This window comes from Siminovitchia fordii DSM 16014 = CIP 108821 (assembly GCF_000374565.1).
GTDB classification, from domain to species: Bacteria; Bacillota; Bacilli; order Bacillales; family Bacillaceae_C; genus Siminovitchia; species Siminovitchia fordii.
This window is the reverse complement of sequence record NZ_KB894703.1, coordinates 45,433-66,015: the sequence shown is the minus strand read 5'-3', so window position 1 is coordinate 66,015 and position 20,583 is coordinate 45,433. Positions and strand designations below refer to the sequence as shown.

Annotated in this window: 24 protein-coding genes; all 24 read right to left on the bottom strand. The window is 43.1% G+C overall.

Going from position 1 to position 20,583, the window contains the following annotated elements:
* Positions 1–34: 34 nt before the first annotated feature.
* Positions 35–892, bottom strand: a complete 858-nt coding sequence (locus tag C509_RS0118585) for a F0F1 ATP synthase subunit gamma (protein ID WP_018708438.1) — start codon at positions 890–892, stop codon at positions 35–37.
* A gap of 268 nt (positions 893–1,160) precedes the next feature.
* Positions 1,161–2,672: a F0F1 ATP synthase subunit alpha gene (atpA, locus tag C509_RS0118580; RefSeq protein WP_018708437.1), complete on the bottom strand. Its 1,512-nt coding sequence runs from the start codon at positions 2,670–2,672 to the stop codon at positions 1,161–1,163.
* A 30-nt stretch (positions 2,673–2,702) separates the two neighbouring features.
* Positions 2,703–3,239, bottom strand: a complete 537-nt coding sequence (locus tag C509_RS0118575; protein ID WP_018708436.1) for a F0F1 ATP synthase subunit delta — start codon at positions 3,237–3,239, stop codon at positions 2,703–2,705.
* Positions 3,236–3,763, bottom strand: coding sequence for a F0F1 ATP synthase subunit B (gene atpF / locus C509_RS0118570; RefSeq protein WP_018708435.1), 528 nt, complete (start codon positions 3,761–3,763; stop codon positions 3,236–3,238). The genes C509_RS0118575 and atpF overlap by 4 nt, the downstream gene beginning before the upstream one ends.
* Positions 3,764–3,803: 40 nt before the next feature.
* Entirely contained in the window at positions 3,804–3,950 is a 147-nt protein-coding gene (locus C509_RS26230) for a hypothetical protein (RefSeq protein WP_154654461.1), read from the bottom strand.
* Between the two features lie 31 nt (positions 3,951–3,981).
* Positions 3,982–4,194 carry a F0F1 ATP synthase subunit C gene (gene atpE / locus C509_RS0118560; protein ID WP_018708433.1) on the bottom strand — a complete coding sequence of 71 codons (213 nt, stop codon included), beginning with the start codon at positions 4,192–4,194 and terminating at the stop codon, positions 3,982–3,984.
* A gap of 75 nt (positions 4,195–4,269) precedes the next feature.
* Positions 4,270–4,983 (bottom strand): F0F1 ATP synthase subunit A, encoded by a 714-nt coding sequence (gene atpB, locus C509_RS0118555; RefSeq protein ID WP_018708432.1) that lies wholly within the window; start codon positions 4,981–4,983, stop codon positions 4,270–4,272.
* Positions 4,984–4,990: 7 nt separating this feature from the next.
* Positions 4,991–5,383: an ATP synthase subunit I gene (locus tag C509_RS0118550; protein ID WP_018708431.1), complete on the bottom strand. Its 393-nt coding sequence runs from the start codon at positions 5,381–5,383 to the stop codon at positions 4,991–4,993.
* A 6-nt stretch (positions 5,384–5,389) separates the two neighbouring features.
* A complete protein-coding gene (locus C509_RS0118545; RefSeq protein WP_018708430.1) occupies positions 5,390–5,605 on the bottom strand; it encodes an AtpZ/AtpI family protein in 216 nt (71 codons plus the stop codon).
* 313 nt (positions 5,606–5,918) lie between these two features.
* Positions 5,919–7,070 carry a non-hydrolyzing UDP-N-acetylglucosamine 2-epimerase gene (gene wecB, locus C509_RS0118540; protein WP_018708429.1) on the bottom strand — a complete coding sequence of 384 codons (1,152 nt, stop codon included), beginning with the start codon at positions 7,068–7,070 and terminating at the stop codon, positions 5,919–5,921.
* Positions 7,071–7,105: 35 nt separating this feature from the next.
* A complete protein-coding gene (gene upp, locus C509_RS0118535; protein ID WP_018708428.1) occupies positions 7,106–7,735 on the bottom strand; it encodes a uracil phosphoribosyltransferase in 630 nt (209 codons plus the stop codon).
* Positions 7,736–8,268: 533 nt separating this feature from the next.
* Positions 8,269–9,531 (bottom strand): serine hydroxymethyltransferase, encoded by a 1,263-nt coding sequence (locus C509_RS0118530; protein WP_018708427.1) that lies wholly within the window; start codon positions 9,529–9,531, stop codon positions 8,269–8,271.
* A gap of 111 nt (positions 9,532–9,642) precedes the next feature.
* Positions 9,643–10,215, bottom strand: a complete 573-nt coding sequence (locus tag C509_RS0118525) for a TIGR01440 family protein (RefSeq protein ID WP_018708426.1) — start codon at positions 10,213–10,215, stop codon at positions 9,643–9,645.
* A gap of 23 nt (positions 10,216–10,238) precedes the next feature.
* Entirely contained in the window at positions 10,239–10,685 is a 447-nt protein-coding gene (gene rpiB / locus C509_RS0118520) for a ribose 5-phosphate isomerase B (RefSeq protein ID WP_018708425.1), read from the bottom strand.
* 94 nt (positions 10,686–10,779) lie between these two features.
* Positions 10,780–11,214, bottom strand: a complete 435-nt coding sequence (locus C509_RS0118515; RefSeq protein WP_018708424.1) for a low molecular weight protein arginine phosphatase — start codon at positions 11,212–11,214, stop codon at positions 10,780–10,782.
* A gap of 705 nt (positions 11,215–11,919) precedes the next feature.
* Positions 11,920–12,468, bottom strand: a complete 549-nt coding sequence (locus C509_RS0118510) for a manganese efflux pump MntP (RefSeq protein ID WP_018708423.1) — start codon at positions 12,466–12,468, stop codon at positions 11,920–11,922.
* Between the two features lie 146 nt (positions 12,469–12,614).
* Positions 12,615–13,667 (bottom strand): L-threonylcarbamoyladenylate synthase, encoded by a 1,053-nt coding sequence (locus C509_RS0118505; protein WP_018708422.1) that lies wholly within the window; start codon positions 13,665–13,667, stop codon positions 12,615–12,617.
* 202 nt (positions 13,668–13,869) lie between these two features.
* Complete coding sequence (gene spoIIR, locus C509_RS0118500) at positions 13,870–14,583, bottom strand: stage II sporulation protein R (RefSeq protein WP_018708421.1); 714 nt, start codon at positions 14,581–14,583, stop codon at positions 13,870–13,872.
* Positions 14,584–14,664: 81 nt separating this feature from the next.
* Entirely contained in the window at positions 14,665–15,525 is an 861-nt protein-coding gene (prmC, locus tag C509_RS0118495; RefSeq protein WP_018708420.1) for a peptide chain release factor N(5)-glutamine methyltransferase, read from the bottom strand.
* Positions 15,526–16,596, bottom strand: a complete 1,071-nt coding sequence (gene prfA, locus C509_RS0118490; protein ID WP_018708419.1) for a peptide chain release factor 1 — start codon at positions 16,594–16,596, stop codon at positions 15,526–15,528.
* 607 nt (positions 16,597–17,203) lie between these two features.
* Positions 17,204–17,674 carry an inner membrane protein YiaA gene (gene yiaA / locus C509_RS0118480; protein WP_018708417.1) on the bottom strand — a complete coding sequence of 157 codons (471 nt, stop codon included), beginning with the start codon at positions 17,672–17,674 and terminating at the stop codon, positions 17,204–17,206.
* Positions 17,675–18,124: 450 nt separating this feature from the next.
* Positions 18,125–18,742 carry a thymidine kinase gene (locus C509_RS0118475; protein ID WP_018708416.1) on the bottom strand — a complete coding sequence of 206 codons (618 nt, stop codon included), beginning with the start codon at positions 18,740–18,742 and terminating at the stop codon, positions 18,125–18,127.
* Positions 18,743–18,880: 138 nt separating this feature from the next.
* Entirely contained in the window at positions 18,881–19,081 is a 201-nt protein-coding gene (gene rpmE / locus C509_RS0118470; RefSeq protein WP_018708415.1) for a 50S ribosomal protein L31, read from the bottom strand.
* 156 nt (positions 19,082–19,237) lie between these two features.
* On the bottom strand, positions 19,238–20,488 hold the full coding sequence (gene rho / locus C509_RS0118465; RefSeq protein WP_018708414.1) for a transcription termination factor Rho: 1,251 nt from the start codon (positions 20,486–20,488) through the stop codon (positions 19,238–19,240).
* Between the last annotated feature and the right edge of the window lie 95 nt (positions 20,489–20,583).

Genomic DNA, 20,583 nt, shown 5'->3' with positions numbered 1-20,583 from the left:
CCTCCTACCTGGGATTAATAATTTTTTCATCAATCTATTCTAATGCGGCTGCGCCGCCAACAATTTCAGTGATTTCTTGGGTAATTGCTGCCTGGCGAGCCCTGTTAAAGGACAATGTAAGGCTGTCGATGAGTTCGGAAGCATTATCCGTCGCACTCTTCATCGCCGTCATCCTTGCAGCATGCTCACTTGCTTTTCCATCAAGCAGTGCCCCGTATATCAAGCTTTCCGCATATTGAGGAAGCAACACTTCAAGAATGGCTTCCGCAGAAGGTTCATATTCGTAAGACATGAGTTTGGTCGATGTGCCCAAATCTGTCAAAGGCAAAACTTTTTTCTCGGTTACTTCCTGTGTCATGGCACTTACGAAGTGATTATAGTACATGTACAGTTCATCGAATGTACCGTCGGAGAACATGCCGACTGTATTCCGAGTGATGTCCATGATATCAACGAATGATGGCTGATCTGGAAGACCGGCGATTTCAAGCACAACATTCATGCCTCTTTTTACGAAAAAGTCGCGTCCCATTCGCCCGATAGCAATGATTGCATACTCGTCTTTGCTTTTATGGCGTTCTTGAATTTTAGCATTGACCGCCCGCAAAATGCTGCTGTTATATGGTCCTGCAAGACCACGGTCAGCAGTGATGACAAGATATCCTGTCTTTTTGACCGGACGGGATACAAGCATCGGATGGTTTACATCTTTACTTCCCAAAGCAATGCTTGCGGCAACTTCCTGGATTTTTTCCATATAAGGGACAAACGACTTGGCGTTGGTTTCAGCACGGTTTAACTTTGCCGCAGAAACCATTTGCATGGCCTTCGTTATTTGACTTGTTTTTTTCGTCGAATTGATACGGTTCTGGATATCACGCAATGATGCCACTGGTTCTCACCACCCTGTATTTGAAGTAATCATAGTCTTATAAAGAAAAGCGCAAGCGCCTTGCTTAGCGCGGGCAAACAAAACGATTCCCAAGAAGGCAGTTCCTCAGCCATCACAGGGAAGCGGCTTGATCCTTGCGGGGATAGGCGCTGTAGCTCAACAAAGATTAACTTGATTTAAGAATATATTCCATAGCAAGTTATACTTTCTTTTCTTTTAAAAAGGTGCCAGGGACTCAAAACCTTGGCACCTTCAGCCGTCATTTACCTTAAGAGTCGCTTTTAGCAAATGTTTTTTTGAATGTATTCAATGCATCTGCCATATCTTCGTCCGCAGGAAGCTTTCCTGTTGTGCGAATGGACTCCAGCAAGTCTGCACGGTTGTGATCGAGCCATGAATATAATTCCTCTTCAAATCTAAGGATGTCCTGAATTGCAATATCATCCAAGAATCCACGTGTCAAAGCATAGAGAATCATTACTTGCTTATCTACTCTGATCGGTTTGTTCAGATCCTGCTTCAGCACCTCAACTGTCCGTTGACCACGAGCAAGCTTTGCTTGTGTCGCTTTATCCAGGTCGGATCCGAATTGAGCAAATGACTCAAGCTCACGGAATGCTGCAAGGTCAAGACGCAGCGTACCAGCAACTTTTTTCATTGCACTGATTTGCGCAGATCCACCAACCCGGGATACGGAAAGACCAGCGTTGATCGCCGGACGAACACCGGAGAAAAACAAATCAGATTGTAAGAAGATTTGTCCGTCTGTGATAGAGATAACGTTCGTAGGAATATACGCAGAAATATCTCCTGCCTGTGTTTCAACGAACGGAAGAGCAGTTAAAGAGCCGCCGCCTTTTGCATCACTAAGCTTCGCTGCACGTTCCAATAAACGGGAGTGCAAATAGAAGACATCCCCTGGGAATGCTTCACGTCCTGGAGGACGGCGAAGAAGCAAGGAAAGTTCACGGTAAGCAGTTGCTTGTTTGGACAAGTCATCATATACAACAAGCACATGTTTGCCGTTGTACATAAACTCTTCACCCATCGTAACTCCGGCATAAGGAGCCAAGTACAAGAGTGGTGCAGGCTGGGCTGCAGAAGCTGTAACAACGATTGTGTAATCCATTGCACCATGTTTGCGAAGTGTTTCTACCGCATTACGAACTGTAGATTCTTTTTGTCCGATAGCAACATAAACACAAATCATGTCTTCTTCACGTTGGTTCAGGATTGTATCGATAGCTACTGTTGTTTTACCTGTTTGTCTGTCACCAATAATCAACTCACGCTGTCCGCGTCCGATTGGAACAAGAGCGTCAATCGCTTTGATCCCTGTTTGTAATGGCTCGTGAACTGATTTACGATCCATGACGCCAGGTGCAGGGCCTTCGATTGGACGAGTTTTTGATGTATTAATTGGTCCCATTCCGTCAACAGGCTGTCCCAATGGGTTAACAACACGACCGATGAGTTCATCACCAACCGGAACCTCCATGATGCGGCCTGTACGGCGAACTTCGTCGCCTTCACGAATTTCTGTATATGGCCCGAGGATAACGATACCGACGTTGCTTTCCTCAAGGTTTTGTGCCATTCCCATGACACCGTTTGAGAACTCGACAAGTTCTCCGGCCATGACGTTGTCCAAGCCATAAGCACGGGCAACACCGTCCCCTACTTGAATAACTGTTCCAACATCATTTACTTCTAATTCAGCTTGATAGTTTTCAATTTGCTGTTTTATCAGCGCACTGATTTCTTCAGCATTGATGCTCATGAATTTCACCCCACATTATTCAAATCGTTCTTAACTAGTCAACTTACGGCCAAGCCGGTCAAGTTTTCCTCGGAGGCTTCCGTCAAAGATTCTGTTTCCTATGCGCACTTTGACACCGCCAAGCATATTTGAATCAACAATATTTTCGATATTTAATGTTTGTTTGCCTACTTTCGGGGCAAACACAGCAGAGATGGCCTTGGATTCATCTGCAGTCAAAGCTCTGACTGAATAGACAGTCGCTTCGGCAATACCCCGTTCCTCATTCAAATGGTTGATATAAGATTCAGCCACTTCAATCATGATGTCTTCTCTATGGCGATCTGCCAATAGCATAAGAGTATTAATGACAGGCATAGATACGTTTGGAAAAGATTGTCCAATCAGATTTCTTTTCTTCTCCACAGAGAGCTTCGGAGATTGCAAAAGATTGATAAAGCCCGGATTTTGAACAAGGACCTTTTTAATAGCCCTTAGCTCCTCATCAATCTTATCAGACAAGTTCTGTTCTTTTCCTACCTGATAAAGAGCCAAAGCGTATCGTTCAGCAACTACAGGATTACTCATCGATCCTCGCCTGCTCTTTCGATATATTCATTGATCAGCTTTTCTTGGTCCTCAGCTGTCAATTCTTTTTCAATTACTTTGGAAGCAATCAGTACAGATAATGAAGCTACTTGCTCACGTAAAGCCGCAACAGCGTTCTCTTTCTCCTGTGCAATTTCCAAACGTGCAGTTTCTTTCAAACGCTCTGCTTCTTGGCGAGCGGCTTCCATAATTTCCTGACGTTGGTTTTCGCCATGTTTTTTGGAGTTTTCAATCATGTCTTGTGCTTCTTGACGCGCTTCTTTCAATAAAGCTTTTTGCTCTTCAAGCAATTTACTTGCTTCTACCCGGCTTTTTTCGGCCGCTTCGATTTCACCTGCTATATGCTCTTCACGCTGTTTCATGATGCCCATCAATGGTCCCCAGGCAAATTTCTTCAACAGCGCCATTAATATAATAAACATTAGAAGCTGAAAAATGATGTCGCCGCCATTGAAATGCACTCCGGCAATTTCTGCTCCTAATACAAAGCTGCTCGTTAACAAGCTCGCTCCACTCCTTTCGGACTTTCGTATCGGTTTTGAATCAACCGGCCCCAGGCCGGTGGCATGTCAATACTTCAAATCGGTTTGCTAATGTCCAGCGGGTAGATTTTCTTGTCCAGCTTCTTTGCTGTGCGACAAGCGCCTCCGCTTTTCTTAAAAAATGGCGAAGCATTTTGTTCTTCGCCATTTTCAAACATGTTCTGATTATTCAATAAATGTTATCTGCCTTGAACCATAAACGCGATAACAACTGCGATGATAGGAATAGCCTCAACCAACGCTACCCCAATGAACATTGTAGTTTGTAGCATACCACGTGCCTCAGGCTGACGCGCAATTCCCTCAACTGTGCGGGAAACGATCAATCCGTTACCAATACCTGCTCCAAGAGCTGCCAATCCGATTGCTATTGCTGCTGCTAACATTCCCATTATAAATTTCCTCCTTAAATATATGAAAAGTAATTTGGTTAAAATTCTTTGTCCAATTTGATGAACAAGTATATATTAATGGTCTTCGCTGACCTTGTGGGCCAAGTAAACCATTGTCAACATAGTAAAAATAAATGCCTGAATTGCTCCGATAAACACTGAGAATCCCATCCATGCAAGCGTTGGAATTGCTGCTGCAATCCAGCCTCCTGCACCCATGGCTGCAAGGCTTCCGGCCAATAAGCCAAGTAAGATTTCCCCTGCAAAGATGTTTCCATAAAGACGAAGGCCTAGTGTTAATGTATTGGCAAATTCTTCAATAATTTTGAGCGGGAATAAGAACCACATTGGGCTGACATAGCCGCGAAGATATTCGCCAAATCCTTTTTGCTTGATTCCATAGTAATGTGATAAAGCCACTACCATCGTTGCCAATGTAAGTGTGATGACCGGATCGGCTGTCGGTGACTTCCACCATAATTCGTGATTCACGGATACTGAAAATGGCAAACCGAGCATATTTGACACGAATATATAAAATATCAAGGTTACGCCAAGCACGTGAAAGTGTCCGCCTGTTTTCCAATCCATGTTACTTTTAACGATCCCTTTGACGAAATCGAATACCCACTCCATAAAATTCTGCATGCCTGTAGGCTTCATTGCCAAAGTACGTGTACTGATGACGGCAATAATAAACACGATGAGCGAAGCTACAGTAATCATTAATACGTTTCCGAGGTTGAAATACAAACCAAATATTTCTTTAATCGGTGCTCCATGATCCATTTAGAACTCACCTCTCTTCCCGCTGCTTGTCTTTTCTAAAAAGGATGGAGATTAAAGCATCTATGACTATGACAAGGTAAGATGTCATTAATCCTATGATTACACTTATGAGATTGAAGGTCTCCGGGTATTGCATGGCTATGAACACTGCCAAAATTGCAGCCGCCATCCTGGATAATGTTCCCAATGATCTCATTTTCCTGCCTGCCAGCACGGCTTCCCCGAACTTATCCATTCTCCGGACCATCATCCACAAGTTGAAAAAGCTGATGGAAGTACCTAGAATTAATCCCATAAAAATAGATTGGAAAGAGGAAAAGCCCCAACCTAATACAAAAATTGCCAACAGGTACAGTATGTACTTCCTATGTCTATTAAATAACTGTTGGAGATCATCCATATCTTTCTAATCCCCCGATTGCCGGATTGTTAAAATTACTGCAAAGACCCCGGCTGTCAAGCCCGCAAGAAGGCAGATGATCATGAAAAGCGGTTCAAGTCCGGTTTTCTCATCCAGCCATCTTCCAATGAATATCCCTGCAAGAACAGAGCCTGCCAATTGTCCCAAAATGGCAGAATAAAGGGCCATCCCGTATAATGGATGACGATTTTTCCTACTCAATATGCATCATCTTTCGCAATTAGTAACCAGGCATCATATTCCATGTTTTTTTTAACAATTTCCGAACGTTTTTTGGTTAAAAGAAAGTGAATAAACTCTCCTCTTCATACCCTTTGTTAGCATACAATAGCGTTATGTCAAAGTCAACGGATTTCATGTGAAATTAGGAACAAAGTAATCGCCTTTTTCGGTTTGTCACAATTTCATCAAATTTCATCTATCATGTAACTTTTTAACCTTTTTCTACCATGGCTTGATACACATGATTCCCATATGCAGAATCACCAAAAACAGGAGGAAATTTTCCTCCTGTTCAATCAACTGTCCGAAAAGGTTCCGGCCGTTCATTTCTCATTTTAAAATAATACAATATGGCATCTGCAATCCGCTTTGAAGCTTCCCCATCGCCATACGGGTTGATTGCGTGGGCCATTTTCTTATATTCCTCTGGATCCGTAAGCAATTCCATTGCCAAGCGGTAAATCGTCTCTTCTTCCGTCCCGGCAAGTTTCAATGTCCCTGACTCGATCCCCTCAGGGCGCTCTGTCGTATCGCGGAGAACTAGTACTGGGACTCCAAGAGACGGCGCTTCCTCTTGGACCCCGCCTGAATCAGTAAGAATCAAGTGGGCCCGATTGGCAAAGTTATGGAAATCAATGACATTCAGGGGCTCAATCAGATGTATCCGGTGGTCATTACCGAGTTCTTCGTCAGCAATGTTTCGCACCATTGGGTTTAAATGAACGGGGTAAATGACCTGGATATCCGGCTGTTCATTTACAATCCGTTTAATAGCCCTGAACATGTTCCGCATCGGCTGTCCAAGATTCTCCCTGCGATGGGCCGTTAATAGAATCAGACGGTCGTCCCCGAGCTTATCGAGAGCCGCGTGCTGATATTTCTTTTTCACCGTGGTTTTAAGAGCATCGATAGCCGTATTGCCGGTAATAAAAATATTCTCTTTCTTTTTATCTTCATTGATCAGATTCCAAGCTGCTTTTTCAGTAGGAGAAAAATGCAGATCCGCAATGACCCCTGTCAGCTGCCGATTCATCTCTTCAGGGAAAGGAGAATATTTATTCCATGTCCTCAAGCCTGCCTCAACATGGCCTACGGCGGATTGGTTGTAAAAAGCGGCAAGGCTTGCGGAAAAGGTGGTCGTCGTATCTCCGTGAACGAGGACAATGTCCGGCTTCAGCTCTTTTATAACCCCATCAAGCCCCTCAAGGCTGCGAGTTGTGACATCTTTCAGGGTTTGCCGGTCTTTCATGATATTCAAATCAAAATTCGGTTCGATATTAAAAATTTCAAGCACCTGATCCAGCATTTGCCGATGCTGGGCTGTAACAGCTACGAATGATTCAAACTTATCGACCCTATTTTCCAATTCCTTCACAAGCGGGGCCATCTTGATGGCCTCCGGCCTTGTCCCGAAGACAGATAACACTTTGATTCTTTTACTCATTTGGGGATCCTTCTTCTTTCTTTATTTTCTCTGAACTATTTCGTCCCAAATAAACGGTCCCCGGCGTCGCCCAATCCTGGTACAATATATCCTTTTTCGTTCAGCCTCTCGTCAACGCCTGCAACATAAATGTCCACATCAGGATGAGCATCCTGTATAACTTTAATCCCTTCGGGAGCAGCAATCAGGCACATGAGCTTAATTTGTTTGGCTCCGCGCTTTTTCAACGAATGGATGGCTTCTACGGCAGTTCCGCCAGTTGCAAGCATAGGGTCGACAATAATGAAAAACCGTTCTTGCACATCGCTTGGAAGTTTCAAATAATATTCAACCGGCTTTAAAGTTTCCGGATCGCGGTAAAGCCCGACATGTCCGACTTTTGCAGCAGGAATCAGTTTCAGTATACCGTCCACCATGCCGATGCCTGCTCTGAGTATCGGAACAATACCTATCTTTTTGCCAGCCAGGACGTTCGATTTGGCCTTGCTTACCGGCGTTTCCACTTCTATTTCCTTCAGAGGCATATCCCTTGTAATTTCAAAAGCCATAAGCGTTGCTACTTCGTCAACAAGCTCACGAAATTCCTTCGTTCCAGTATTTTTATCGCGGATGTAAGTAATCTTGTGCTGAATGAGAGGATGGTCGATTATATGAATTTTGCCCATCTAGCGCTCTCTCCTTTGTTCTTTATTTACGATCAAGACGGGAGCATCTGAAATGATTCTGAAAAGCCGGTCGAACCAATTCACCCTCGCTCTGGTCGTTATATCCCTGCCCATTTTACATAAAAGAAAATCTTTCGGCAAGAACAAATGCATAAGCGCCTGTCCATCGACGTACAGACTGGAGTGCATTCGACGAGATAAAGGAAACACGGCGACGAAGTCGCCACATCCTGTGGCTTCGGTGGCACTAGTACTTCCTGTACGTCGGCAGGCTCAGAGCGCGACGTCCTGTCGCTTCGCTTGCACTAGTACTTCCTGTACGTCGGCAGGCTCAGAGCGCGACGTCCTGTCGCTTCGCTTGCACTAGTACTTCCTGTACGTCGGAGCCGATGTTGACTTATCGTAGGAGAAGGCGCGAAGTCTGCTAGTCGATAGGCGCTGAAGCTAGACGATGAACAAATGCATAAGCGCCTGTCCTTTCTACAAACCCAAAGAACAGCCTATCTTTACAGACAGACTGTTCTTCAGAAAAATTATTCATATAATGGGAAGCGGGATGTGATGACTTCAACCTGTTTACGTGCTTCTTCCAGCTTTTCTTGATTGTCGTGGTTCTTCAGAACAAAAGCTATTAAATTGGCAATTTCGTCCATCTCTTTCATTCCAAATCCGCGTGATGTAACAGCAGCTGTTCCTATACGGATACCGCTTGTTACAAACGGTCCTTCAGGGTCATATGGGATTGTGTTCTTGTTGACAGTGATCCCTACATCATCAAGAACTTTTTCCGCATCTTTTCCAGTTAATCCCAAAGAACGTACATCCAATAAAAGCAAGTGGTTGTCCGTTCCATCAGAAACAAGGTTTACACCTTCTTTTTTAAGGCTTTCGGCAAGCCTGTTTGCATTTTCGATAATAAGTTTTACGTAATCTTTGAAATCATCACGCAAAGCTTCACCAAATGCAACAGCTTTTGCCGCAATGACGTGCATGAGCGGGCCGCCCTGTAATCCTGGGAAAACGGACTTATCAATTGCTTTGGCAAATTTCTCCTTGCAGAGTATCATTCCACCGCGTGGACCACGCAATGTTTTGTGTGTAGTTGTTGTAACAAAGTCGGCATACGGAATCGGATTAGGATGAAGTCCTGCTGCGACAAGACCGGCAATATGAGCCATATCTACCATAAAATAGGCTCCGACTTCATCAGCAATTTCACGGAACTTCTCAAAATCAATGACTCTTGGATAAGCACTTGCTCCTGCGACAATCAGCTTAGGCTTATGTTCAAGTGCTTTTTGTCGCACATCTTCGTAATTGATGCGATGGCTATCTTTGTCAACACCATATTCTACAAAGTTGTATTGTACACCACTGAAGTTAACAGGACTTCCGTGGGTAAGATGGCCACCATGTGACAAGTTCATGCCGAGTACAGTGTCTCCATGCTCAAGAATTGTGAAATAAACCGCCATGTTTGCTTGAGCTCCGGAATGCGGCTGGACGTTTACGTGCTCCGCACCAAAAATCTGTTTCGCGCGATCGCGTGCTAAGTCCTCGGCGATATCGACATATTCACAGCCTCCGTAATAACGGCGTCCCGGATAGCCTTCAGCATATTTATTTGTCAAAACCGACCCTTGCGCTTCCATTACCGCTTCGCTGACAAAGTTTTCGGATGCAATCAATTCAATTTTCGTCCGCTGCCTTTTCAATTCCTTTTGAATGGCTTCATAAACTTGTGAATCTTCTTGTGCAATAGCACTTAAAGCGCTACTTTCACTCAGTTTGCTCATATTGCTCATCCTCATCCTTTCGGGTATCGCTTGTATTCGTTAATCGCTTATATTTTAACATGAAGAATCAGACTTTCCAAACCTCTTTCGAACAAAAACGGAACGTTTTCGTTAAAACGAGCATTGATCGTTCAGTTTTTGCTTTTCATATACTGCTCTTTCACCGCCAATAAGCTTCGGCCGGGTTGTTGCAATCGTCACATGAGCTCCTCCTACTGATTTTTGGCTGACTCTTACAGGCACGGCCACATGTTTCAAATGCATCCCGATAAATGTATCACCTATATCAATTCCTGCATCTGCCTTAATGAACTCTACAACCACCGGATCCTTCATTTGCGAATATGCAAAAGTGGCCATGGAACCTCCCGCATTACGAACGGGTACGACTGTTACCTCTTCCCAGCCTTTTTCCAAAGCTAACTGCCTTTCAACAACTAAAGAACGGTTTAGATGCTCGCAGCATTGAAATGCAAGATGAATCTTCTTCTCATCCGCAAATTTCGTTAATTCTTCGTATATCATATTGGCCGCTTCCATAGTACCGGAAGTTCCGATCTTTTTTCCTGCAATTTCGGATGTGGAGCAGCCAATAACCAGCACTTTGCCCTCTTGGATCGGAAGATTTTCCCTGCACTCGTCAAGGAGAGTACGCATTTCTTCCTGCCATTGTTCAATTGCCATTTAAAACTCCCCCTTTATTTCAATCATAGTTGGTCCGATTCGTAATCCGTTATTTTTTTTACCCTGTTTTCATGACGTCCACCTTCAAAGTTTGTTTCCAGCCATGTTTTAGCAATTTCACGAGCCAACCCTGGGCCAATGACACGCTCACCCATTGCTAAAATATTGCTGTCATTATGAAGCCTGGTTGCCTTTGCACTGAACACATCATGTACAAGAGCGCAGCGGACCCCTTTCACTTTGTTAGCAGCTATGCTCATACCAATGCCGGTTCCGCAGATCAGGATTCCCCGATCACATTCCCCGCCTACAACTTTTTCCGCTACAGGAATCGCATAGTCCGGATAATCAACAGAGCAATCGCCTTCACAACCCAAATCTACATATTCAATATTCATTTCATCCAGAAGCCTGATAATTTCGTTTCGGATGTTGATACCACCATGATCAGATGCAATCGCGACTTTCATTTAATGATTTTCCTCCTCATTTGTTCATCATACGCTTCCTTCATTATAAAAGATTGGCAGTCTGGTTACCATTTTGGTGCGCAAGGACTATTCCCTAATCAAACGAAAGACGTTCAATCAAATCTTTCATTTCTTGAAAAGTCGCCCGATATGTTTGAATGTCTCCCCCGAAAGGATCCACAATATCAATACTGCCTTCGGGACCATCAACGTATTCCTTTAATGTGAATATCTTATCAGCTGCTGCCGGATACTTGTCCATTAGCATATCTTTATGACCTTTTGTCATTGCGAACACGTATGTAGCCCAATTCAAATCATCCTCAACCAACTGTTTGGACCTGTGATCCAAGTGCATCTTGTTTTCCTCTAGAACCCGTAATGTATTTTCTGCTGCCCGGCTGCCTTCGACAGAAAATAAACCGGCCGACTTGGCAAAAGCATTCCCATTTTTAAGGTGATTAAAAATAGCTTCGGCCATCGGGCTCCGGCACGTATTGCCGGTGCAGACAAACAATATGTTTTTCATAGCTGCCCCCTTGCGGACTTTTTCTTTATATTATATCACTAAAAGAGGAATCACCCGATAACTCCCTGAAATCGCGAAAACAACAAAATGCGTCTTTTTATTACTGAACCCCAAAAAAATCCCTTTAATCCGCACTGGGAAACAAGAAACATTTCCGGGGAGGAAGGTCCTCAGCAACTACAGGAAATTGGATTAAGGAGGCAAGGCATTAGCTAGTTGGGGAGCTTCAACGAATAAAAGCAAAGGAAGTGCCTGCTTATCAGCAGCAGACATAGGACGGAGCTGGAGTAGTACATAATTTGTCATCGGCAGCGATTAGCTCATTATCTCCAGCTATATCGACATACTACGGAAATCGACTGATTATATTTACACTATTGCATCACCTTCGCATAACTTCATACGGCTTTCCAACGAAGTAACACCACTTTTCCAAAATAAGTTATGTCTTGGAGCATACTAGGAATCCAGTGACCGACTCAAAGCACCATACCCTGTGGAATTCGATTTGAACTCCTGTCCATAACATCCAGGCGGCGACACCTTGTTGCCTCACGTGAAGCAGAACCCTTCTGTCCGTTGGGGTCGGAGGCATTATGCAAAAAGAAAGTTATTCACGACCAGCCACTTTATGGTTTCCTACAACTAAAAAAGGCTGCACCAGAACAGCCGTAAATTTTCACCCAATTGTATATGTACACATTTTCAGCCAATAAACACCAGCTTGATTCCAAAAGCAATCAAGATAAAGCCGCCAAGCATTTCTCCGTAAAACCCGAGCCAACTTTGCACTTTCCTGCCTAAAATAAGCCCGCTCCATGTCAAAAAGGCAGAAACCACTCCGAATATAATCATGGCAGCAATCGCTTTTGCACCAAACATCCCAAGGCTTAATCCAGCGGAAAAGCTGTCCAGGCTTACGACCACGCTAAAAAAAAGCAGCCCCCACCCAATTGGCGCCACAATTGTTTGCTCATCGTTCCGAAAACTTGAAACGATCATCAGACCTCCCATAATCACTAAAAGCATACCACCGATAAAACCCGTTATTTTTCCAAAAGTCGCTGACAGCAGGTGTCCTGTCATGATGCCTAAAAGCGGCATCGCCATATGAAAAAGACCAACCGAAATTCCGATTGAAAATACTTGTCGTAATCGCAGTTTAAATATTCCAATGCCAAGGGAAACAGAAAAAGCATCCATTCCCACCGCAAAAGCCATAATCACTAATGTCACTAATTCAGGAACCAACATGGATTATTCTCCTTTCACCTCGGACGTGCCTATAAAAAATCATATGCACTGAAATGAAAGAGTAGACATTTTGAAAAGGATTAGCCGGTACAAAGAACAAAATAAAGCCGGATCATGTTTCCGGCTCATAAATCTTCGATTATTCCTCAATTTTTTCCCTGTGTGATCTTTCTATGCGCAGCCGCTTTTTCAAGCCTGTTCATGACTGCCACTCCCACCCCTTGGACCGGATAAACTTCTGCGTAAATAATATCAAGTTTCTTTTCATCAAAACTTCTTAATGCATGATAAAGGGTTTGCGCGACAGTTCCCAGATCCGCCCGGGTTCCACAGACAGCAACCGCATCCGCCTTGTAAAAGTGGGCAGATTCCCTGGGTGCAAGCACACCAACTTTATGTCCGGAAGCCCTTTCTTTATCGATAAGCTTCTGAATCCATTCTTTGTCCCCATCCGCTAAAAACAGCGGAGCAGACGGAGCATAATGCCGGTATTTCATCCCTGGAGATTTTGGGGTTAAATCCGAATGTTGCAGAGCAGGATCCTGATCCACCAGTTCAATGACTCTTTCAATCTCTTCCTTAGGCAAACCGCCAGGACGTAAAATCACGGGAATCTCAGTGGTACAATCAAGGACGGTTGATTCCACCCCCACTCCTGTAGAACCGCCATCAACTACTCCAGCTATCTTGCCATCCAAATCAGCCAACACATGCCCCGCCAGGGTGGGGCTTGGTTTTCCAGACTTATTGGCGCTGGGTGCGGCAACAGGAACTCCAGCAGCGTTGATAAGCGAAAGTGCAACCGGATGATCTGGCATTCTCACAGCGACCGTGTCGAGACCGGCTGTTACCAGTGAAGAAACAGTATCGGGTTTTCTTTTCAGAATCAAAGTCAATGGTCCTGGCCAAAATTCATTTATCAACAAAGCGGCCGTTTTCGGAATATCATCAATCAATATTTCGAGCTGCTCTACATCAGAAATGTGGACTATCAACGGATTGTCTGCCGGCCTTCCTTTTGCGGCAAATATTTTTGATACTGCAGTATCCGACAACGCATTTGCTCCAAGTCCATAGACTGTTTCCGTTGGGAAGGCAACAACTTCTCCTGCTTTTAAAAGCTGTGCAGCTTCCACAATCTGTGGGTAATTTCTTTTTCCATCCACATCTTTATCCACAGTCCAAAATTTCGTTTCCATGGTTACACCTCTTTTTTCTATGAATCCATCATTGTATTTAGAGCTTTTTTTCATACATTATATTTTAATCAATCGTTTGATTAAACAGTTATTAACACACTGGGGATAAATTACCTTTTATTGTGGATAACTATCCCTGCTTTGTGAATAACAAGAGTATCATAAAAACAAAAAATCTCCCCTTCGAGAGATTGATTGTTTATCAAAGCAGCTCATCAAAAAGGTCTTTCAAAAAGAACTTGACCTCCACTTCCTCTTCCTGTTCATCTACTATGACAGGAGCAGGCATTGCAGGTTGTTCTCCCTCCTCATAGGATAAGCTATCATCTTGCCCAATTTCCATATCCACACTATTATCCACATTTTCTTCAACTCCTTGGCTTATCGCAGCACTGTTGGAGTAATCAAGGAAACAGAGCGGCGGAAACAGTACACACCACCAGTTGGCCCCTTTACCTTCGCCAAGTGTGATTAAAACGGCTTCATAAGTTCCAGCAGGATAAAGATATTGTCCATATAATTTCGTTGGAAATTGAACATCCCCGAAATTAATATCAACTGAATAATGTAGATCGTGTTTTGCAAGTTCGTCTTTTGCAATCTTTTCAAGCTCGGGAAGCCTTGAAGAAATCACATCCCGTGCTTTCTCAATGGAAGTCAAGTTTTCCACCCATTTGTTAATCTGGTCATTTACAGCATCACGGACAGCCCTTTTGACTTCCTGATCTTTTTTACTGTCGCTGTTGGCAAGAATGCGAAGACGGATCGCCTCTTCCGGAATGACTTGTATATTTTCTGCTGCCGAGCTCTCCTTTTCGGGAAAATAGAAGCTCATCACTGCTGCCAGTGAAAGAATCACTATATAGGCACTTGCAATATTTTTTTGATAGAATTTCTGTTTACTATTTTTTCTCATATTCCCCACCTGTCCCTTCATCAGGACAGTATGGACAAGTTTCAAATCTTATAATCAATTGAATGGTATTTTTTACAATACCTACAATACCATAGTGACGATACGGTCTTTTCCATTTATATCTTTAATCACTTCAATGTCCGCTTCAGGAAAGTCTTCTGTCAACAATTCCGCTACAGCCTTTCCCTGCCCGTCACCTATTTCAAAAGCCACGAGTCCATGTTCTTTTAAGACTTCTGGTAGCTCAGATACTAGCCGCCGATAGAAAGCCAATCCATCATCACCACCAAACAATGCCGAATGGGGCTCATATTTAAAGACAACATCCGATAATTTCTCGTGGACAGGAATATATGGCGGATTGGAAACAACAACATCAAGTTTTATGTCTTTATGCTTAAATGGCTGAAGCAAATCTCCCTGTAAAAATTGAATTTCCGCGTTCAGACTTTTAGCATTCCTTTGAGCCACCTGAAGCGCCTTTTCGGATAAGTCAGATGCAAAGACGGAAAGAACAGGCCTCTCCAATTTTAATGTGACGGCTATAGCTCCGCTCCCCGTTCCAATATCCGCAGTCTTCAAGTCTGATAAAGAGGATGTGAAGGTTGCATCCAATTTTTGTAAAACAGCCTCAATCAGCTCCTCTGTCTCTGGTCTCGGAATAAGAACATCTTCATTTACAAGAAATTTTCTTCCGTAGAATTCTTCGTATCCTACGATATGCTGGACCGGCCTGCCGGCAGCATGTTCCTTAACTGCTTCTTCAAACCGCCCCCATTCATGATCATCAAGAGGAATTCTTTGTTCAGCAAGGAGTTTGGACCGGCTCATGTTCAACTGGGATCTCAGCAAAATTTCACCTGCATTGGCATCTCGTCCATTCGCTTTTAAAAAAGAAGAAGCCCAGGAAAGGGCTTTGAATATGGTTCGTTCATTTGACAATTAATCTTCCACACTTTCAAGCTTTTTGGATTGATCTTCAACAATCAGTGCATCAATAACTTCATCCAACTTGCCTTCCAAAATTTGATCCAGCTTCTGAATGGTCAGACCGATCCGATGATCAGTCACACGGTTTTGAGGAAAGTTGTAAGTACGGATCCTTTCCGAACGATCACCTGTTCCAACAGCCGATTTTCTGTTGGCATCATATTCTTCTTGTGCTTCCTGCTGGAATTTATCATAAATGCGGGCGCGAAGAACTTTCATCGCCTTTTCCTTATTTTTAATCTGAGACTTCTCATCTTGACAGGAAACAACAATTCCAGTCGGAATATGGGTTAAACGAACGGCAGACATCGTCGTATTGACACTTTGTCCACCAGGGCCGCTAGAAGCGAATGTGTCAACGCGTATATCTTTTTCGTGTACTTCCACTTCCACTTCCTCCGCCTCAGGAAGGACAGCTACCGTCGCTGTTGATGTATGAATACGACCTCCCGATTCCGTTTCCGGAACACGCTGCACCCTGTGTGCACCATTTTCATATTTCAACCTGGAAAAGGCTCCATTTCCGTTAATAATGAAAATGATCTCCTTGAAACCTCCAAGGCCCGTGGAATGCTCTTCAATCACTTCGGTCTTCCATCCGTGCGCTTCTGCATATCTACTGTACATGCGGTAAAGGTCACCTGCGAATAATGCCGCCTCATCACCTCCAGCTGCCCCACGGATTTCCATAATGACGTTTTTATCGTCGTTAGGGTCTTTTGGTATCAAGAGAATCTTCAACCGTTCTTCCAGTTCCTCGATCCGGTTTCCTAATTCATCGATCTCTTCCTTAACCATTTCTCTCATTTCTGGATCCAGCTTGTCTTCCAGCATTACTTTGGCATCTTCGTACTCAGATTTTACCTCTTTATACTCCCTGTACACTTCAACGGTCTCAGCAATTGAAGATTGTTCTTTCGAATATTCCCTAAGCTTTGCCGAATCACTGACAACTTCAGGGTCGCTTAGCAATTCATTTAATTTCTCATAACGGTCTTCAACCGATTGTAATTTATCGAACACGAGTCTTCACCTCAAAATTTTTCCTTACATGCTCTTTTTATAGTACACTTTCCACTTTCTGCAAAGCAAACTTTTTTATAAGAAGAGCGTAGGGCGACGGTTAGCGACGTACAGAGTGATTCGGAATGCGGAACCACCTTTCGTTGGCATTAGAGCGTCCTGTACGCCGGCAGGCTCAGAGCGCGACGTCCTGTCGCTTCGCTTGCACTAGTACTTCCTGTACGTCGGAAGTCAAACCATTAAATTATTATCAAATATATATGCCTGGGAGAATGACTAGGTGTGTGGTAATTATTAGTGTTCAGTTTACAAAATCATTTAAATCATTTGTAATAAGCCAGAGGATTTCCTTGATATTGCGTGTATGTACAAGATCAAGTACTTGACCATATTCACTTTTAGCAAAAGTGATATCAACTATTTCCATCATAGCAATTTTCTTCCCCTACTTTTGATTTGTATTGGCTAATTTAGATCTTCATTTTTTTAAAAATACCTTTTTTAACTGTACACCTGTCATTGAACTTATTTCTTACAACTTGGTCCAATTCAAGAAGCGCACTCTTATTCATGCAGTGCGCTCGATCATTGATATAACGGAGAACAACTAATCTCTTTCTCTTGCCCTCTGTGTATCCCTTATATTCTTCTGGACGGTTATGGCTGCAAATATACTAAGAACAAATGCCATGCCATAGAATCCTTTTTCGCTTAAATCAATACTTCCTGCATTGTATAAACCGATAGCCATTAACGCAATCGATACAATAAGTGCAAACCAGCTAATTCCATAATAAATATTTGTAACTGGTATTCCCTCATCTTTATCTCTTACTGCTTTTTGTAAAGATACCGCTGAATAGAGCCCGAATATTAACACTGCAAAATAATATCCCTTTTCGTTCAATTGCATTGCTGCGTTATACAAACCGATGAGATAAGCTGTAACACCCACTAACAGTGCTCCCCAGGAAGCTCCTTTGAACGCCCCAGTCGGCTCTCCCTCTTTTCTCTCTACTTTAATTTTTGGTTCTCTTTCTTTTTCCTTATCTAATAAAATCTCGTTATCACTAGACATTAAGTGATTCACCTCCAAAAATTTAGCACATCAGATACCCTGTTGTTACCTTACCTAAATCTATTATATAGAAATTTCTTACAAGTAGTAGATGTTTTTACTAACTGAATCGCAACTGTTAGCATTATTAATCCTCCACAAGCATGCCGAAACCGAAGCAACCATTTGAAGAAGCGATCGCACCATCACTTAATCTTTATTTTATGCGACTCTTCGAGCAAGGATCGGAAAAATACGACTTCCAGAGATATTGGGCTCTTTTGTTTTTTTCAAATCTTTGAACGTCACGCCGTTTTCAATGACATTCCAAAGGCATTCCCCCCCTGATCCTCTATATATTAGACGGTCAGTTTTGAAAAAGGTTTTAATGTTTTTTGTGCTTTACTAACATGTGGACAATATAAAAAAATAAAAAACCCAGCACTTTGGCTGGATTTTCTGTTGATAAGTCTATTCTACATTTTTCACCGGCTGCTTTAAATGTTCGCTAATTCCCAAAGGAACCTCATGATGGCGGCGGCATCTTGCTTCATAGGCTTCAGAAGCTCCTACTAAAATGATCGGATCATCATAACAGGCAGGCTTGCCGTTAATCAGCCGCTGCGTCCGGCTGGCAGGTTCCCCGCAGACAACGCACACTGCATGCAGCTTTGTCACATATTCAGCCATGGATAACAACTCAGGCATGGAACCGAAAGGTACTCCACGGAAATCCTGGTCCAACCCCGCTACGATCACTCTATGCCCTGAATCAGCCAATTGATTTACGACATCCACAATTTCTTCATTAAAAAACTGCACTTCATCGATTGCAATGACATCCACATCTGCATGAACCCGTTGGATAATGTCATTGGCATTAGCCACGGGCTGTGCCATGGCGGAAAGTCCGTTGTGGGAAACAACTTCATTGATACTGTATCGATCATCCAGTTGCGGCTTGAATATCATTAAATTTCGCCGTGCATATTGGACCCTTCTGATCCGGCGGATCAATTCCTCCGTTTTTCCGGAGAACATACTGCCGCAAATTACTTCTATTGACCCCTTTTGATTGATGAGTTCCAATTATCCACACCCCTGTTCCAGTTTCGAAATCCAATTTGACATTATCCACAATTAAATCTGATTTAAGCATTTTTTAACAAGTAATCCACAAACCTAGGCATAAAAAAACAGGCAAGTTGCCTTGCCTGTTTCAGTGGATTATTTAAGTCCGTATTTTTTATTGAAGCGATCAACGCGTCCGTCCGCAGATGCGAATTTTTGACGGCCAGTGTAAAATGGATGGCAAGCTGAGCAAATTTCCACACGGATGTTCTCTTTTACAGAGCCGCTTTCAAATTCATTTCCACATGCACATTTTACTGTCGCTTTTTTATATTCTGGATGGATTCCTGCTTTCATTACATTTCATCTCCTTAATGCCCTGAATCATTTGCTGAAACAGAGTTCTATATTACGATGCAGACTTTTTTCTGCAGTAATTCAAAAAAGCACATTTTTTATTATAACAAGATGATAGAAAAAATGCAATTCATGCAGAAGTAAATATTTTAAGTTTTACTTTGTAGTCAACACTTCAAAAAATTCTTCGTTCGTCTTCGTTTGCTTCAGCTTGCGCAGAAACTTTTCCGCAAAATCGGGAGTGTCCGACATCGCTTTACGTAATTTCCACATTTTTTCAAGCTGAGTTTTCGGTATAAGAAGCTCTTCTTTCCTTGTACCGGAACGTCGGATATCGATGGCAGGGAAAATCCTTCTTTCAGCCAGTGAACGATCTAAGTGAAGTTCCAAGTTCCCTGTCCCCTTGAACTCCTCATAAATGACATCATCCATCCGAGACCCTGTATCTACCAGAGCCGTTGCGAGAATCGTCAAGCTGCCGCCTTCTTCAATATTCCTGGCAGCACCGAAGAACCGTTTTGGACGATGAAATGCAGCAGGGTCAATACCTCCGGAAAGCGTTCTTCCACTAGGAGGAATGACAAGATTATACGCACGGGCCAGCCGAGTTATACTGTCCATTAATATGATAACATCACGCTTATGCTCCACAAGCCTCATAGCGCGTTCAAGTACAAGTTCAGCCACTTTTATGTGATTTTCAGGAACCTCATCGAATGTGGAGCTTACAACCTCTGCATCTACCGACCGTTCGATATCTGTAACCTCTTCAGGCCTTTCATCAATTAACAGCACAATCAATTCTGCTTCGGGATGATTTGTCGTAATTGAATTGGCAATGGATTTTAACAGCATTGTTTTACCGGCTTTCGGAGGAGCCACAATCAAGCCGCGCTGTCCAAAACCAACTGGGGAAATAAGGTCCATGATTCTCGTAGATAGTTTCGAAGGAGTCGTTTCCAGTTTGATCTGCCTATCCGGATAAAGTGGGGTCAACGCCGGGAAGTGGACTCGTTCCTTTGCGCTTTCCGGATCATCCCCATTAACCGCTTCCACATGCAGCAATCCGTAATATCTCTCGTTTTCCTTAGGCGGACGGACTTTACCTGAAACCTTATCGCCATTGCGCAAGTCGAACCGGCGAATCTGCGAAGCTGAAATATAAATGTCTTCTGAGCTTGCAGTATAGTTGATCGGTCTTAAAAACCCGAACCCTTCAGATTGAATGATCTCCAGGACACCTTCCATGAAAAAGAAGCCTTCCTGTTCAGCACGAGCTTTTAAAATGGCAAATATCAATTCTTTTTTTGTAAGTTTGCTGTAATAGGAAACTTTGTATTCGCGGGCAAGTTCATATAATTCTTTCAGTTTCATATCTTCCAATGAAGAGATGGTTAAACCAGCCATTTCTACACCACACTTTTTCGTAATATTTTATTGTTTATTAATCGCTTTTATTGTTTTTTATATTTATTACATTTTGCGCTCACTTGTTTTCATCC